Source organism: Pseudomonas frigoris (assembly GCF_047758635.1).
GTDB classification, from domain to species: Bacteria; Pseudomonadota; Gammaproteobacteria; order Pseudomonadales; family Pseudomonadaceae; genus Aquipseudomonas; species Aquipseudomonas frigoris.
Genome location: NZ_CP180479.1, coordinates 3,589,231 through 3,605,827 on the forward strand (window position 1 = coordinate 3,589,231; position 16,597 = coordinate 3,605,827).

Annotated in this window: 13 protein-coding genes; 8 read left to right on the forward strand and 5 right to left on the reverse strand. The window is 57.3% G+C overall.

Annotated features, from left to right (window positions below; all coding sequences use genetic code 11):
• Positions 1-144: 144 nt before the first annotated feature.
• Positions 145-1,068 carry a carbon-nitrogen hydrolase family protein gene (locus tag ACMXYH_RS16420; RefSeq protein WP_415764145.1) on the reverse strand — a complete coding sequence of 308 codons (924 nt, stop codon included), beginning with the start codon at positions 1,066-1,068 and terminating at the stop codon, positions 145-147.
• A gap of 85 nt (positions 1,069-1,153) precedes the next feature.
• Between ACMXYH_RS16420 and ACMXYH_RS16425 the strand changes: the two genes are divergently transcribed.
• A complete protein-coding gene (locus tag ACMXYH_RS16425) occupies positions 1,154-2,068 on the forward strand; it encodes a LysR family transcriptional regulator (RefSeq protein ID WP_415764146.1) in 915 nt (304 codons plus the stop codon).
• Positions 2,069-2,169: 101 nt separating this feature from the next.
• On the opposite strand, the gene ACMXYH_RS16430 is transcribed toward ACMXYH_RS16425, so the two are convergent.
• Positions 2,170-2,421 carry a hypothetical protein gene (locus tag ACMXYH_RS16430; protein ID WP_129444401.1) on the reverse strand — a complete coding sequence of 84 codons (252 nt, stop codon included), beginning with the start codon at positions 2,419-2,421 and terminating at the stop codon, positions 2,170-2,172.
• A 165-nt stretch (positions 2,422-2,586) separates the two neighbouring features.
• Here ACMXYH_RS16430 and ACMXYH_RS16435 point away from each other — a divergent pair, with 165 nt between their 5' ends.
• The gene (locus ACMXYH_RS16435; RefSeq protein WP_123364977.1) at positions 2,587-2,904 is read left to right on the forward strand and encodes a DUF883 family protein; all 318 of its coding nucleotides are present in this window, start codon (positions 2,587-2,589) and stop codon (positions 2,902-2,904) included.
• 295 nt (positions 2,905-3,199) lie between these two features.
• Here ACMXYH_RS16435 and ACMXYH_RS16440 read toward each other — a convergent pair whose 3' ends face one another.
• Entirely contained in the window at positions 3,200-4,240 is a 1,041-nt protein-coding gene (locus tag ACMXYH_RS16440) for an Ldh family oxidoreductase (protein ID WP_129444403.1), read from the reverse strand.
• 231 nt (positions 4,241-4,471) lie between these two features.
• Here ACMXYH_RS16440 and ACMXYH_RS16445 point away from each other — a divergent pair, with 231 nt between their 5' ends.
• Together ACMXYH_RS16445 and ACMXYH_RS16450 are read left to right on the forward strand one after the other, a co-directional pair.
• Positions 4,472-9,277, forward strand: a complete 4,806-nt coding sequence (locus tag ACMXYH_RS16445) for a dermonecrotic toxin domain-containing protein (RefSeq protein ID WP_415764147.1) — start codon at positions 4,472-4,474, stop codon at positions 9,275-9,277.
• Positions 9,278-9,375: 98 nt separating this feature from the next.
• On the forward strand, positions 9,376-10,377 hold the full coding sequence (locus ACMXYH_RS16450) for a FecR family protein (RefSeq protein WP_415764148.1): 1,002 nt from the start codon (positions 9,376-9,378) through the stop codon (positions 10,375-10,377).
• Positions 10,378-10,432: 55 nt separating this feature from the next.
• Here the strand turns inward: ACMXYH_RS16450 and ACMXYH_RS16455 are convergent, their stop codons facing one another.
• Positions 10,433-12,778: a bifunctional acylase PvdQ gene (locus tag ACMXYH_RS16455; protein WP_415764149.1), complete on the reverse strand. Its 2,346-nt coding sequence runs from the start codon at positions 12,776-12,778 to the stop codon at positions 10,433-10,435.
• Positions 12,779-13,021: 243 nt separating this feature from the next.
• On the opposite strand from ACMXYH_RS16455, the gene ACMXYH_RS16460 reads away from it, so the two are divergent.
• Complete coding sequence (locus ACMXYH_RS16460; RefSeq protein WP_415764150.1) at positions 13,022-13,393, forward strand: fe2+ zn2+ uptake regulation protein; 372 nt, start codon at positions 13,022-13,024, stop codon at positions 13,391-13,393.
• Positions 13,394-13,411: 18 nt separating this feature from the next.
• Here ACMXYH_RS16460 and ACMXYH_RS16465 read toward each other — a convergent pair whose 3' ends face one another.
• Entirely contained in the window at positions 13,412-13,600 is a 189-nt protein-coding gene (locus tag ACMXYH_RS16465; RefSeq protein ID WP_008024801.1) for a hypothetical protein, read from the reverse strand.
• Between the two features lie 157 nt (positions 13,601-13,757).
• Between ACMXYH_RS16465 and ACMXYH_RS16470 the strand changes: the two genes are divergently transcribed.
• From ACMXYH_RS16470 to ACMXYH_RS16480, 3 genes are all read left to right on the forward strand, one after another.
• Entirely contained in the window at positions 13,758-13,895 is a 138-nt protein-coding gene (locus tag ACMXYH_RS16470; RefSeq protein ID WP_165353291.1) for a hypothetical protein, read from the forward strand.
• A 307-nt stretch (positions 13,896-14,202) separates the two neighbouring features.
• The gene (locus ACMXYH_RS16475) at positions 14,203-15,444 is read left to right on the forward strand and encodes an MFS transporter (RefSeq protein ID WP_415764151.1); all 1,242 of its coding nucleotides are present in this window, start codon (positions 14,203-14,205) and stop codon (positions 15,442-15,444) included.
• A 21-nt stretch (positions 15,445-15,465) separates the two neighbouring features.
• Positions 15,466-16,596 (forward strand): acyl-protein synthase, encoded by a 1,131-nt coding sequence (locus ACMXYH_RS16480; protein ID WP_415764152.1) that lies wholly within the window; start codon positions 15,466-15,468, stop codon positions 16,594-16,596.
• Position 16,597: the final 1 nt, after the last annotated feature.

Genomic DNA, 16,597 nt, shown 5'->3' on the forward strand with positions numbered 1-16,597 from the left:
ATGAACACAACAGGTGTGAACGTCACAAATCAAATGTGGGAGCGGCGGTGCGGCGATCCGACTTGCTCGCGAAGAGGCCGGCACATCCAGCATAGATGTTGAATGTTATGGCCCCTTCGCGAGCAAGCCCGCTCCCACAGGGGGTTATGCGGTGAAGCTAACACCCGGTTTGGCGCGTTCATCTACTGTCAGTTCGAAGACGTCCGGGCGCGCGTAGTGCCCCACCACGTCGAAGTCGTAACGGGCACGGACCAGATCATCGGTGTCGATTTCTGCGGTGAGCAAACCGACGCTGTCACGCAGAGGTCCAGCCAGAATATCGCCCATCGGCCCGACGATCACGCTGCCACCGGCAATCAATGGCCGGTCCGCCGGCCAGTTGGCGATCTCCACGCCCAAGGCTTGCGGTGAATCCTGAACCTGACAGGCGCTGACCACAAAGCAGCGTCCTTCATGGGCGATATGGCGCATGCTGACCTGCCACATTTCCCGTTCGTCCACCGTTGGCGCGCACCAGACTTCCACGCCTTTGGCGTACATCGCGGTGCGCAGCAGCGGCATCATGTTTTCCCAACACACCACCGCGCCGATCCGCCCGACCTGACTGTCGATCACCGGCAACGTCGAGCCATCGCCTTTGCCCCAGATCAACCGCTCGGTGCCGGTAGGCATCAGTTTGCGGTGCTTGGCGACCAGCCCGGCCTGCGGATCGAAATACAACGCGGTGCAGTACAAGGTGCTGCCGGCGCGTTCGATGACACCGATCACCAGGTTGGCGCCGGTGCGCGCTGACAACCCGGCCAACGCTTCGGTTTCCGCGCCTGGCACGTCGATCGCATTGGCGAAATACCGGGCAAAGGCTTCACGCCCTTCCGGCAGTCGATAACCCAACTGAGTACCAAAGCCCTCGCCTTTGGGGTAACCGCCGAGCAACGCTTCCGGCATGACCACCAGCGCAGCGCCGGATTCGATAATCGCGTTTTCCCAGGCAAGGATCTGTTCCAGGGTCTCGGCTTTGCCGCCGGGTAAAGAGCCGATTTGCAGTGCAGCAACGATTGACTTGGGCATCGCAGTAACTCCGAAAGTAATGAGGTGTTGCTCATTTTCAGGCGCCACGGGATCATGAATAAAGCCCCATTCACTGCTGAATGATATGAATCAAATGAATATCGCCACCGTCGATCTCAACCTGCTGAAAGTCTTCGAAGCGCTGCATGAAGAGTCCAGCGCCAGCCGGGCCGCGTTGCGTCTGGGCGTGACGCAATCAGCCGTCAGCGCCGCACTGCGAAGGCTGCGGGAGGTGTATGGCGATCAGTTGTTCGTGCGCACCGGTCGAGGACTCGGGCCCACGCTCAAGGCCAACCAGTTGAAACCGGTGGTCAGCGATGCCCTGAACAAATGCCGGCAGAGCCTGGCGATGGTCGATCCGGCCGCCCACCATTACGACGGGCGCTCGGTGACCGTGGGGATGTCAGATGATTTCGAGATCGCTTATGGGCGCCGGCTGATCGAAGAAATCGCCCGCGTCGCGCCGAAGCTGCGGTTGATCTTTCGTCAAACCCATAGCCAGATCGTCGCCCAGGCGTTGATGGAACGCAGCATTGATCTGGCGATCACCGCCGGTGGGTTTGCCGAGCGCTTGCTCAGCCGTCAGGTGTTGGGAGAAGGCGGTTATCTGTGTTTGGTGGACCCGCTCAGCCTGGCCGAGGGACAGCAAACCCTCAGCCTTGATGAGTTCGTCGACCGCGAGCACATTCTGGTGTCGTCGGGCGGCTTTATCGGGATCACCGATGAGGGGCTGGCGGCGCTGGGGTTGACTCGGCGGGTATGCGCTTCGACCACACACTTTGCCGCGTTGCCGCACTTGCTCAAGGGCAGTCAGGCCGTGGCGACCATTCCGGCCCATGCGGCCCAAAGCATTGCAGCGCTCAGCGGGCTGGCACTGCTGCCCTGCCCTTTGGCGTTGCCGCGTTACCCGATCGAACTGGGCTGGCGCACCAGTACACAGCTCGATCCGGTGGTGCTGAAAGTGCGGGAAGCGATTGTCGCGAGTTTTGCGAGCGCGTAGGAGCTGCCGCAGGCTGCGATCTTTTGATTTTGCTTTTTTAAAACAAGATCAAAAGATCGCAGCCTTCGGCAGCTCCTACAGAGATGTGTGTCGGGTTCAGGTTACTTGGCAGCCATCAGACGATTAATCTCGCTGCGCACCATGTTCGCGAATTCCGGGGGCGACATGCCGTCAAGTTCGGCACGGACCCACTCCGCCCATTTGCCTTTGCGCTTGGCGCGTTCACCGAACAACCGCGCGGCCTCGCCCTTGGACTTGCCCAGGTTGCTTTGCCAGAGATCGAACAGACGGGATTTCTCATCTTCAAGCGCAGCGCGCTCGGCAAGGGGTTTGTCGGCCAGATTGAAGCTCATGGGAGTTACCTGCTGCGTAAAATAGGCGCCATCTTACACTGTAGGAAGAAATGTCCGACTCAGGATTTTTCCTCAGGGTTGGGTCAACGCGAAAATCCACTGCAACTTTTTCGCTGACGACAGACTCCATTGTTCACTGTCCATTTATCTGCAAGGAGTACCTCAATGGCCCGAAAAACCGCCGCACAAGTCGCCGAAGACCAGATCAAGGATCAAGCCTTCAGCGAACTTCAGGCTCTGATCGAAGAGTCGGAAAAGCTGCTCAAGAGCAGTGCCTCACTGGTGGGTGAGGAAGCGGACACACTTCGTGGGCAGATCGCCCAGAAACTTCAGCAGGCTCGGGACTCCGTCACCAGCGTTCGAGACCGGACCAAACCTGCGGTCGAAGCCACTGAAACCTACATCGGTGGTCATCCGTGGCAAACCGTGGCGATCTCTGCCGGTTTCGGCCTGGTAGTCGGGTTGTTGCTGGGTCGGCGGTAAGCGGTTCTGCTTTAGGTACAAAAGCAAAAAGGCGAGCATTGAGCTTAATGCCAATCAGTTAAGAAACGACACAATCCGTAGCAGCTGGCGAAGCCTGCGTTCGTCTGCGCAGCAGTCGTAAAACCTGGGTTTGCGGTCTTCCTGAAACACCGCATCGTCTGATTTCACGACTGCTGCGCAGCCGAACGCAGCCGAACGCAGCTGCTACAAGGAAGTGCGTCGCAGCTGAAATTGCTTAACTGACCGGCATTAAGCAACGAGCTCGCCTTTTTCTTGCCCGGGTTTTATGCAGGACTCAGAGTCCGGCCAATTCCCGCAAACTCGCCAACGTCTGAGTATCGAGCCGGATGCCTTCGGTGCTGGACTTGGCCCGTTGTTGGTGACGTCGATCACCTGGCAAACGCTTGAGCCCCACACCGTGCATCTGCCGGACCAGTTCCTGACTGCGCTCGGCAAAACTCTGCCCGGCCGCCTTGCTCGGGTCGATCACGATCAACAGTTGGCCAGTCCACGGTGTCTTGGCGCCCGGATGATTCGACCAATCGAACTCGAAGGAAAAATTGCCACCGGTCAACGCCGCCGCCAACAGTTCCACCATCATCGACAGCGCCGAACCTTTATGCCCGCCAAACGGCAGCAATGCGCCACCCTCAAGAATCGCTTTCGGGTCCTGGGTCGGCTGGCCGAGACCGTCCACCCCCATGCCTGGCGGCAGACGCTCACCCTTGCGTGCGGCGATCTGCACATCGCCATGGGCAATGGCGCTGGTCGCCAGGTCGAAGACAATCGGATCGCCGTCAGCCCGAGGGGCGGCGAAAGCAATCGGGTTGGTGCCGAACAGCGGACGGTCGGCACCGTGCGGCACCACACAGGTCATGCTGTTGACCACGCTCAGCGCCACCAGCCCTTCATAGGCGAAAGGCTCGACATCCGGCCACAAGGCGGCGAAATGGTGGGAGTTACGAATCGCCAGCACCGCAATGCCGGCACTCCGGGCTTTTTCCACCAACAAACCGCGTGCTGCGGCGAGGGCCGGTTGGGCGAAACCATTACCGGCGTCGACCCGGACAAAGCCCGAAGCCACGTCCTCGACCACCGGCACGGCCTGGCCATTGACCCAGCCGCTCTGGAGCGTCGACACGTAACCGGGAATGCGGAACACGCCATGGCTATGGGCGCCATCGCGTTCGGCGCCGGCGCAGTTGAGGGCCAGTATCCTGGCCACCTCGGCGGAGGTGCCATGGCGCTGAAAAATCTGCTCAAGCAAAAGAACGAGCGCGTCGAAATCGAGCGTTTGAGTGTTCGAACTGACGGCCACTTCGGGCGTTGCGGTCATCTGAAGCTCCAGTTTTATTATTGAGTACGGGCAACAGGGTGAAGCGAGGTTGCAGGGCAACCCAAAACAGTTGTCGATTAAGCGCTGTTTTACCGGCTTCCTGTCAAGTCTCGACAGTCTGTTCGGATCAAGCAATATGTACCGCCCCCGAGCCTTCCACTGACCGTACTGTTTTTCCTCAATCCAACGACCGGCGATTACCCGCCGATCGCAGCACAACGAGGAAAAACCATGTCTGCTCCCCTACTCCCGTATTTTTTCGACGAGGCAGAACTTGCATCCAATGCCAGACAGCCCGATGAACGTGAAATGGCACTGTCCTTCACGATTGATGACCTGAAGTGGTTGAAGGTTGTTTATCTGGCGACGCATGCAATCCGTGGCGCCAATAGCAAGCCTATGCACGTCGATCAGCTGCTTTTAAGCGTGCCTGATGCACCCGATATCCCCCTGGCCGGCGCTTTTGCCATGAGCCGGCCCAACGATGGAGAAGTCACGCTCTACACACCGTGGAAAGGCCTGATCAAATTCGCGGACATGGAGGACCTCAAAAGCAGACTCAAGGAATGGTTGGCACAGCCCACCGGGAAGCGTGAGTTATTGCGCTTTCTCTCCATCGAACAACGCAGCGCTTTACCCGCCACCACTGCGCCAGACATTGCCACGCAAATAGTCGAAGGTGCGGTGTTCCAGGACCAGGAGCTCACCCTCGAGCGCAATCAGGCTCAGAACATCAAGACGATGATGGGTGAGCTGGTCAAGCTGCCAACGCTGCAATCGATGCTGGACGATACCCTCAAGAACGCGTTGCACAAACCGTTCCCCAGACTGGACCAGCGCCTTACTCGACTGAAGAGCTTTGTCATCGACAGCGATGACCAACAATTGCTTTCCTCGCATTCACTGAGCGATGCCCTGCTGCATTACTACCTGACCAACGAGTGGCCGACTGGCGATTCCAGAGTCTTTTCCAATCCCCAACACAGTGTGAGCAGCGACGCCGATAACCAGGCCTGGGAAAGCGCAGTCAAAGAGATCGCGCAAAGTTTTACCCCTCACTTGCAGAGCCTGCTCAAGACGTTCTGGAACACACCGATGAGCAACGGGCAGTCACGCTCGGAGTTTTTTGCCGAGGGTTTGCGCGACACCTTTCACGTGAAGCTTTTGCTTCAGCGTCAGCAAGGTATTCTAACGACGCAGGAATACCTGCGACTGATGAATGTCAGCCTCGAACCTGAAACCGTCGATCCTCTTCGCATCGAAAAAGTGCGTATCACCGCGCCCTTCAAGCATTACGCGCAGCTGGCCTCGACCTTGATGATCGGCAGCCGCGAAACCCTGGGCTTTCTGTACACACAGTCCAGAGGCATTGAGGCGACGAGCGACCTGCCCGCTGTCAGGAGAATCGTCCTGGAGATGATGAAAAGCGAAGGCCACGAAGACACGCTGCTCAACTTCATGTCTTTGGGCGAACGCGGCACGTTTCTTTCATTGGAGCCGGATGAGCGCGTCATTGTCGGTGAACCGATCATCAGCCCGGTGTTTGAACAATTGATGGACGACATCCTTGGCAAACAACGGGAGAACCTGTCCCACGCGCTGAGCCGTTATCGTGAAAGCGAAGGTACACAGGATCCTCATGCCTTGATCGACAAGGCACTGGATGTCCGGGGATTGATCGACGACCGACTGCTGGCGGCCGATACCGCAGGACGTTGGAGTACACACGCGGACCAGCGCTGGAGCGCACAACCGGCCACCGTTCGTGCCGAGTCGGCCAAAGAGCAACTGGCCCGACTCTCCTCCGTTAAGGTGGCGCTCGACCAACTCCTCGACAACCATCCGGTCATTCCCACAACAACCCGCACGATTACCGAGGCGCAGCGCATCGTCGGTTCGTCGCTCGGGAGCTTGCAATCGAGTTTCACTCACACCCTGTCAACGGCATTGCGCAGTGAATTGAAGCTGCACGCCGTCACGCGCACCCTGAGTGCGATGGAACAGGCGATCATCAAAACCGTGCTTGATACCCCGGTACGCTTGCAGCGAGCTGCATTGAACGGCTTTTTGCCGGACGTATTTTCCTTGGCGTTGAAGGCAAGCGAAGCCACGGCCCCGTTGAAACTGGCTAGTTGTTTTGTGCTGACTGAACGTGGAGGCCTGGACCCAAAGCATTCGGGCAAGGCGATTTTGTGGACGCCGGCGTCGGGATTTGAAGCCTTCAGGGCATTGACTCCGTTGCTGACCGAGCTGGATCGACGCCTCAAGGACGCCGATGATCGCACCACCCTTCTGGAGAACCTTGGGCGTAGCGAGAGAGTGGCTGGGCAGACTTACACCCTGGCGCCGCTACAGCGAATAGATGAGCATTTTCTCGATCACGTGCAAAAGCCCTATGTCCAGCTGGACCAGGCGTGCGTCACCCGTGCGCTGGCCACGAAGCTTCCCGCGACGACCCTGGCCAGTCTTTTGAAGCTGGTGGCGCTGCGTCAACCGATGACGGGGTTAGACCGTGCGACGGACATTGCCCAATCCCTGGCGACCCAGCAAAAACTGCCGGCATGGCTGGCCAAGGCGTCCATTCAAGACCAGATACTGCATGGGGAGTTGCTTCAGCAATACCTCAACAACGTCACCGACGACCAGGACTACCTCACCGGCATACGCTCCCTGGCGCGCACGGCGCACCATGCACTTGAAAAACAACTCAAGGCAGATACGTTCGACATCGATCCGGATAAGGTCCAGATCCTGATCAGCGCACGCTCGAGGTCTGCGGCCAGCACCCAAACCCTGACCGACTTTGCACTGACCCATCTCAAGGATCTGGACAAAACCCATTTCACACTGGTGTCGCTTGATAACACCGAGATTCCCGGGGACATGGACCAAAGCTACATCAGAGACCTGATACGAAACTTGAAGCTGGGTGAACATCAACAAAAAACACTGAACGAAGCCTTTGCAGACACCCAGGCGAACGCAACGGACCGCAGGAAGCGGTTTTACACGCAATTACCCTGGCAGCTGATGCATTACGCCCACACGGAAAAACTGCAGGAGCGCCTGAGCGAGACGGGGTTTGATCTGATACGCCAAGTCATGGACATGCCTGACGCTATCGCCCGCACGGCAGTCGACGGTGCCCACGCGATTATCCGACCACTTGAGCTCCTGGGCATCAAGAGTGAACAGGCGATCAAAGTGCCAGGCGTCTATCTGATTGGCTCATCGGCCGATAGCACCGCGCCACAAGTCCTTGTCGCGCCTCACAGCCCTCGGCACGGAGTGAAAGAATATAAGAATGAAACACAACTGCTGACAGAACTGAAGACTCGCGGCGGTCTGCTCGACTGGGTACTCATGAACCTCCCGCAGCCTGATCGGATACAGCTTGAGTACAGGATGATGACCTCCAGTAACCGCCTCCCCGAAGTGACGCTGGCGTCCAATCCGATCAAGGGGAATCTGTTCAAACACTTGTTCAACGACAACGTCGGGTTATTAGTCCGATTGCTCGGTTGTCAGATCGATGACAACAAGCAGGGTGAATGGGCAACCATCAAGCATGTGCTGAGTGAAGATTTGCATGAGGCATTTACGTTCTTGACGGGCAAGCTTGCCTACCCGATCACGGTGTGGCGCAGTTATCGCGACATCAAGCAATCCGCCGAAGACCTTCAAACGCACAAATGGGGGGCGGCGATAAAGGAATTTATCAGCGGCATTGCGCAACTGGCCTCGTTGCGACAATCGCTGGAAGCGCAAGCGAAGTCATCTTCTACGCCAAGTACACCTGCGCCAGAAACGCCCGATACCCGATTCAAATGGCAGAACGTTGCCATTACAGCCCCCGAACGTACGCAGTTGAAGCGTCATGAAAGCATCGACGTCGATCTGAATTCGCTCACATTGAACTCAAGTCTTGGGCTCTATACCCATCCGACGACAAAAAAAACCTACGCACCGGTTGAAGGAAAGGTATATCCGGTCGCAAAGCGCGGCACACACTGGCGCATCGCTGACACAAAAATTCGTGGGCCTCGGCTGACTCAGAACGTGTCGAAACAATGGGTTCTGGACAGGCAAACGCCAGCGCCCCGTTTCAGCATCGGCAATCGGTTGAGCACCGCATATTCGGTTTGGGAGGGCATGAACGTCGATGCCAGTGGAATGCCCGAAATCCGTCGACTGTTTCCGCAAAAGGCTCGTCAGATTGACGAAGCGCTGGACCTGGCAACCACCTATGCCTGGAACTGCTTTCAAAACCTGCAATTGCTGAAGTCTTCCGACAAAACGGTTACCCCCGTGCATCAACTCATCATGGATTTTATTGATGTACCGCAGGTGCAGTCCGCGCATGTGGAGCAGTTTGAAAAAGTCTTGGGCGACATTTTTGCGGCCTTGTTGGACCCCTCACTCAGAAAGCCGAAGAGCAGCCGTTTTGTAGTCGGCAGGCTGGTCAGTGGTGCGGAAACGTCATTCGCTTTCACCATTCCAACGGATGCAAAGCGGAAAATTTATCTGGCAGAAAAATTCTTCAACACCGGTTTCGACAGCTACCACCCACATCTTTCCGACCCCTCCTTCCCAATCAACACCCATGCTCGAGCAGCAACCCTTATTCATGAGCTTTCCCACCTCTTCTGCAACACCGAAGACATTGCTTACCTCGATTCCGGCAGACCATTCTCCCATCTGATCGATACGACCAGCGCAGCCGCCAGAGACCTCAAGGACGCGTTGAACACCCTTCAGGACACCGCACTCTCGATCAAGACACCCCTGACTCAGCTGTTCATGACCCAGGATCCTGATACCGGTGAGTGGGAGGATCCGGGCAGCACTTCATATGAAAATACTGATCGGGTAAAAGCGCATATATTGACCTTGACCGGCGGAGAAAATCTGAGCGGTGCCCGCAAAATTTTCAAGAGAGATCCACTGGTCAGACTCAAAGTGCTACTCGGAAACGCCGACAGCGTTGCATGGCTCATCAGCCATATGGGGCGCCAACTGCATACCAGCACCCCGTGAATCAGAAAAATAAACTCCCATTTGGTGGGTCATTGCCATGACGGTTGTTCTCGCAGACTTCCACACAAGGTTAGAATGCAGGAAATCAGGATGAGTCAATGACCGACAACCCTCTCTCGCAAGCCGAATACGACGCTGTCACCGATGCCGCTGCGCATTGGTGCATGCGTCTGCACGCCAACGATTGCACTGCTGAAGAGCGGCTGGCGTTCGAGCAATGGCATGACGCTCATCCGCTTCACGCGTTCGAGTACGAGGCCATGCTGGAGATCTGGGATGTCGCGGGGGACCTGCCACGTCCAGAAACCGTGGTCCCGATGGTCCGCGCCAAAGCTGCTACGCCTTGGCGCACCTTCGGTATCGCCGCCGCGGTTTGCGCCATGGCATTGCCGCTGGCGGCCTATAGCGGCTGGAACCTGGGCTGGCTACCCAATTCCTACCAACATTTCGAGGCGAACGACAATGTCCGCCAGGTCACCCTGAGCGATGGCAGTCAGGTGGAACTGAACCTGGGCACTGAGCTGACGTTCAGTAACTACAAGGATCAACGTCGGATTACGCTGAAAAAAGGCGAAGCCTTCTTCAGCGTCAGCCATGACACTCGGCACCCCTTCATTGTCAAAGCGGCCGAAGGCAGGATTCGGGTCACCGGAACCAAATTCAACGTCTGGATGTATGAAGATCAGGTACGTGTGAACCTGATAGAAGGTTCGGTGCTGGTGAGCAGCAATGATGCCCTGACGGGTGACGGCTTGCGCCTTGAGCCCGCGATGCAGGCAAGCTTTAGACGCGGCGACTTCACTCCCCGGATCAGTCAGACCTACGACAATGACAACTCAATGGCGTGGCGCAACGGAAAACTGGTGCTCGATGATCTGGCGCTGACCGACGCATTGCCATTGATCAATCGCTACTTGAGCAAACCGGTGATGGTGGCCGACAACAGCACTGGCTCGATTCGCATCGGCGGCATCTACAACATCAAAGAGCTCAACAACCTGGTGGCTTCCCTGCCCAAGGTGTTACCGGTCTACCTGACCCGCAACAAGGATGGCAATCCGGTCCTCAATTCCATTCCGCAACAAACCCCAAAAAGCTGAAGGCCGCGACCTTTGCAAGGTGCGGCCTTCATTCTTCGTTCAAACACCATCAGCGTTACTGTACGGCCACCTTCCCGGCTTTTTCATCCTGCTCGCGGATCGTCTGAACCTGGTACTGCGGATCGGACGTGATCTGCTGTTCGGTGAACGGCAACACACTCAACTGCTTCCTGGAAAATGCCACGGTCTGATCTCTGGAGTACTTGGAGGCCGGGTCACTGGAGAGCGAGAATGCCAGCAGCCCCTGGGCCTGCGGTCCCTTGTCATCGAAGGTCACCACCTGCAAATAGCTGGTCCCGCTGACGACCTCGAGTTTACCGTCGGTTCTCGGCACGCTCTGAATGGCGTTATAAACCCCCAGAGTGCCAGGTCCACCGTGAATCGGTGTCTGCGGGCCACCGCTGCTGACCACCTGGATATCACCCCAGCGGCTATCGGCCTTGAGCCCCATCTTGTTGATCTTCGCTATCGATGCCTGCATCGCTTCGCGAACTGCCTTTGCGACTTCCGGACGATCGACCGCCAGGCCACGCGGGGTGTGTTGCGGGTCTTTCGGATCGAACGCCACACGCCACAGATCAGGCGTTTCCTGTAGCGACGCCATGACATCCTGGAAATGCACAAACCCCAGGCCGCTGTCCAGATTCGCACTGCGATCCCAGGCCTTGAGACTGGCACACAGCGGCGCGAGCGCTGGCGCATCGGTACCCAGTGCCGCCGCACAGAACTGCAGCAGGTCCGGCATCACTTGTGCCGCCTGATACACCTGGTCGTCCATCACCATGTGTTGCAGATCCGTCGCTGCTATGGGACCTGCCATGTTCAACGTGTTCAGGCGATCCAGCGCAAAACGCGAGCGCAGCCCCAATGGCTGGCCATCCTGGCTGATCAGCGGCGAAAAACCGGTGAGCGGTTGCGCCGGGTTGGCCATCCAGGCCGAATCGTTGGAGTGCTGCACAAAATCCTTGCGCAACAGTTGCGGCAACTTGTCTGCCGCAAAAATGCCTTTTTGTGCAGCCGTCGGGTCGATGTCCCAGGCACACGCACTGTTGGAACCGTCGAGGACGATCATCTGCAAACCGGCCCGCGGATCACTGCACCTGGCCAGTTTGTCGGCACTGACGTTCGGCACGACCGAGAGATTCATGTACAGCGTCTGCCCCTGATCATCCGTCGCCAGGGTGTTGACCCACGGGATCCCCTGGATCTTGTGCACCGAGGCCTGCAAGTCCTTGAGGCTGACCGCGCGGTTCATTGCATACCACTGCTGCAAGACCCGGTCGTTATCCAGGTTCGCGTCGCGCAAGCTGTAGGCGAACTGGTTGTCCCAGTCGAGCTTTCCGGGCCACTGCACGATCGGGCCGAACTGCGAACTGTAGACCACATGAGAAACTGGCCGAGTCTGGCCATCCGGTTGCTTCACGTTCACAGTCAGGGTCTGTTTCTGCATCGGCAAGGACTTGCCATCAAGCAGATAGCGTGTCGAATCCTTGGGATCGAGTTGCAGGCGATACAAGGTGAAATGCTTGGACGTATCCACTGTATGGGTCCACGCCAGGTGCTGGTTGAAACCGATGTTGATCATCGGCAACCCCGGCAGCGCCGCGCCCATGACGTCCAGTTTGCCGGGAATGGTCAGGTGCATTTGATAGAAACGCATCCCGCCGACCCAAGGGAAATGCGGATTGGCCAGCAACATGCCGCGGCCGTTGAAAGAACGCTCACTGCCGACCGCCACGGCGTTGCTGCCGCGGTCCAGGGCAAACCGCTGCATGCGCGAGGCGGCCATTTGGAACGACACCGGTTCGCCTGCCACATGTGCAACGGCTTTAGGGGGGGTGGCAACGGCCAAGGCTTCGGCAAACTGCCCTACTCCGCCTTCGACCAGCAGGCGCCGCGTCAACTTGACCAGGTCCTGGGCGGTAATCTCGCGTACCCAGTCGCCCTGACACTGCTGCGGCAAACCCTGCACCCGACGTTCTGTCAGCGAACGGTTATAGCCCGCCACATACCCTTCAATGAGATCGCGCACTGGCGGGGTTTGCGCCTGCCAGAAACCCTCGACGGCCTGTGGCGTGTTCAGCCAATTGAAAAACAGATCGCTGACCAGGTTTTCGCGTTCTTCGACCGTGAACTGATCCGGGCCGAAATAGCGTGAACGTTCGCCGTTCACGGTAGTGATCTCATTGGCCAGCAGGCACAGGTTGTCCTGAGCGTAGGCGTAACCAATGCCATAACCGAGCCCGCGCTCGTTGTCGGCACGGATATGCGGCACACCGAAACTGGTCCGGCGAATGTCGGCGCTCACCTGCTCCGGCTGACTGCGTGCGTTTGCCGCAAGACTCAAGCCTACCAACACGCCTGCAAGGCTCAACCGGGTTAACTGCCTGGAAATAATCACGCTCGCTCCTGATCGAAAAGACAAACACCCTGCGTCATACACGCACTGCGCCTTCCCTAGGAACGAAACAAATGACAAAAATTTAGGCCCTGAAAGGCGCTTTTCACGGACATCTCACAGGCCACTGACGTGATGGCGACAAAATTTCTACATTTGGGGCTTCATTATTTGCCCTGCTCGTACGTCTTATTGAATGAGAGCACCCATCACATTTCCTGGCCGGCTCGGAAAAGGAGTTTTTGCATGTACAATTCGCAACTGCCAACGGACGGTAGCAATGCGCCAAAGGGCTCTGCCATGGGCTCCGGTGTTTTCAGTCAACGCAGTGAGCGCAATGGCAACGAGCGGATCAGGTTACTGCTCAAAAGCTATGGTCTGCGAACCAGTCTGATCCGCCTCAAAGTCATCGACGCCTTGCTGAGCGCCGCCGAAAGCGACCGTAGCCTTGGCGTGCGTGGCGTGCACAGCCACTTGCTGGACCTGGATATTCCCCTGTCCTTTCTCAGTGTGCGGGAAGTGTTGAAACGCTTGTGCAGCGAAGGCGTGATCACGCTCAATGCGGACAAAAGCTACAGCCTGCATCCAGACGCTGTAGCCATGCTCCACCGCGAGTAATCAGCTTGGCTTCGTCACTCAGGGTTTGACCTTGCGACGCATCACGCCATTGATCACCACTACGATCACCGCCACGCCGATGGCGATGTACTGAAACAGCTTCTCGCTGATGACGCCTGCGTTTTGCAGATACGAAAGGCCGAACATGATCCCCAACACCACGAGGGAGATCAGAATCGAGTATTTCAAACGTTGCGACTGAGTCATTGAGAATTCCTGAACCTGAAAAATGTATCCGGTTTGTATCAGAGCGCATGCCAAGCCCCTACCGTTCTCCGGGGATGGAACGCTACAAACGGGGTCTCATGTTACAGCCGATGAAGAGTTTTGGCTTCATAGTGGCGATAACCATGAGGATTTTGAAATGTTCCGTCGAATCACACTGCTGATTCCGCTGCTTGCCATACTTTCCCTGAGCGGCTGCATCATTTTCCCCCACGGCGGCTGGCACGGCGGCCATCATTACGACCGTGGTGGGCCGGGTTATTACCAGCATCGATAACATCTGATTATTACTTTAAAGAGGGAACAACTGCGTATTCCCCATAGGAAGTAGAACTAACCTGACAAGCCCAGTAACAATGCCCGCCCTATAGCGGGCATTTTTGTGTAGGACTTTCCTTAAGCAGTTGTAGTTTATTTTGCGAAAATACGTTCATTTTTATTCCTTGGCCCGCGATCCAGACACTTGGCGAAAAATCTGAAACTTTAAGTCTCAATAGCCGCGCTGAAATTATCGATCGACAATGACTATTCTTGTGATGCCACCTCGAGAACTGATTATCGAGCTGCACATTCACAGGAAGATCATGCATAAACCTTTAATAGATATAAGCTCACCTCAATTATTTGGCTTTTGCCTTGCAATTACTTTTTTCGAACTTCTGACGTATATGGCCAGCGACATGATCATGCCCGGCATGTTGACCGTCACCCGCCAACTGGATGCCAGCCCCGACCATGTTCCCTACGCCTTCAATCTTTATCTGGCAGGCGGCATTCTTCTGCAATGGCTGATTGGCCCGCTGTCTGATCATTTCGGTCGCCGCCGGATGTTGCTCATCGGTTGTACGGTATTCGCCCTGGCCTGTGCCGCCGCGTTCAACGTGCAAAGCATTTATGCGTTCAACGGCTTGCGACTGATTCAGGGCATGGGATTGGGGTTTGTCATCGCGGTCAGCTACCCAGCCCTGCAAGAAGTTTTCTGCGAAGCCGACGCGGTCAAAATCATGGCGTTGTTAGGGAACGTTGCACTGCTCTCCCCGCTTCTGGGGCCGTTGCTTGGCAGTCTGCTGCTGGAATGGTTGACCTGGCGGGAATTGTTTTTACTGCTGGGTCTCGGCGGCGTGATGGTCTGGCTCGGGCTTTACCTGTTCATGCCGGAAACCGTGGGCACCCTGCGCCACGACGGTCAGCGACTGGAAGCAGTGCGTTTTGAATGGCACGGCACTCTGCGCCGCTATGCCGCGCTGCTGACTAACCCGCGATTCCTTTGCGCCGCAGTCGCGCTGGGCGTGATGAGCCTGCCCTTGATTGCCTGGATCGGGTTGGCGCCGCTCTTGCTGATCCACAACCAGGGGCTTTCAACTCTGCACTATGGCCTGTGGCAAATCCCGGTGTTCGCGGCCGTCGTTCTCGGCAATCTGATCCTCAACCGACTGATTGCCAACATTGAACTGCCATCACTGATTCGATACGCGCTTTGGCCGTTTTGCGGCGGGCTCATCGCGCTAGTCGCCGCCAGCATCTACGGTGCTTCGACAGTCGTGCTGATCAGCTGCCTGGCGCTTTACGCCGTTGGGCTTGGCATGAGCAATGCCGCGCTGTACCGGCTTGCGCTGTTCGCCAGCGACGACAGCAAAGGTCTGGTCTCGGCCATGATCGGCATGATCTCGATCGCCGTCATGGGCGGCGGCGGCTCCCTTATTGCGGCCGCCGGTGCCGGTGACAGCCACGAATCGTTCGCTTTGATGGCGGGTATCGCGGGGCTACTGAGCCTGGCGCCCCTACGCCTCTTTCTGCGGCGCGCTCACATCGCGCTTGCCGTCTGACACCACACAGTAGGTCTTTTGATGATCCATTTACCCCACACCGATGCGCTCTGCGCGTTAACGCAACCCTATTGCCTGGATTCCGTACCCGAGGGTCTGTTCGACCAGGCGATGGGGGAAATTAGCCTGTTTCATTGTCACCACACGCCTGGCTACGAACGCTGGCTAAACGCCAACGGGCTCGATGCCCAGGACCTGGAGACACTGGATGACTGGTCCAGGTTGCCACCGATTTTCGCCAACTATTTCAAACGCCACTTGTTGTTCGGCCCCACCGGCGAAGGCGCGCTGGAGCTGACCTCATCCGGCACCAGCGGCCAGAGGAGTCGCATGCGCTATGACCCTCGCAGCATGGCGGCGGCCCAAGGCATGGTGAGCCACATTTTCCGGCACTACGGTTGGGATACTCCGCAAAGCCCCTGCAATTATTTGCTCCTGAGCTACGAGCCCGAAGCGGCCATCACCTTGGGCACTGCTTACACCGACCAGTTTCTCTGCAGCTATGCGCCCGTCAATCGAATCGTCTACGGATTGCGCCGGTCGGGTAAAGGTCACGAGTTCGACCTGTTTGGCGTGATTCGCGCCTTGCAGGAGTTTGCCGACGAGGGATTGCCCGTACGGATACTCGGATTTCCTGCGTTTCTTTCGCATGCGCTACAGCACATGGAAAACACCTGCGCACCGAATCTCAAGCTATCCGCACAGTCATTGGTGTTTTTGGGGGGCGGCTGGAAAACCCAGGCAGCACAAGAGATTCCCTTGCTTGAGTTGTATGCCCGAATCAACCGGCAACTGGGCATCGACCTGTCCCGCTGTCGGGATGGTTACGGCGCCGTCGAGCATGCCGTGCCCTACATCCAATGTGCCCACCATCATTTTCATGCACCCATTTACTCGAAGGTTTTCGTGCGCAACCCATCCGATTTCACGGTCCGGCCATACGGCCAGCGCGGCTTGCTGGAATTCGTCTCCCCGTACATTTCGTCAAGCCCTGCTCACGCTGTGGTCATGGGAGATCTGGCGACATTACACCCCGGCGCACATTGCGGATGCGGCCTGACGACCGATTGGTTCGAGCTGCACGGACGCGCTGGCACCACCGCCAGTCGCAGCTGCGCCATGGCGGCTTCAGAACTGCTGGGAGGGGCTTGAT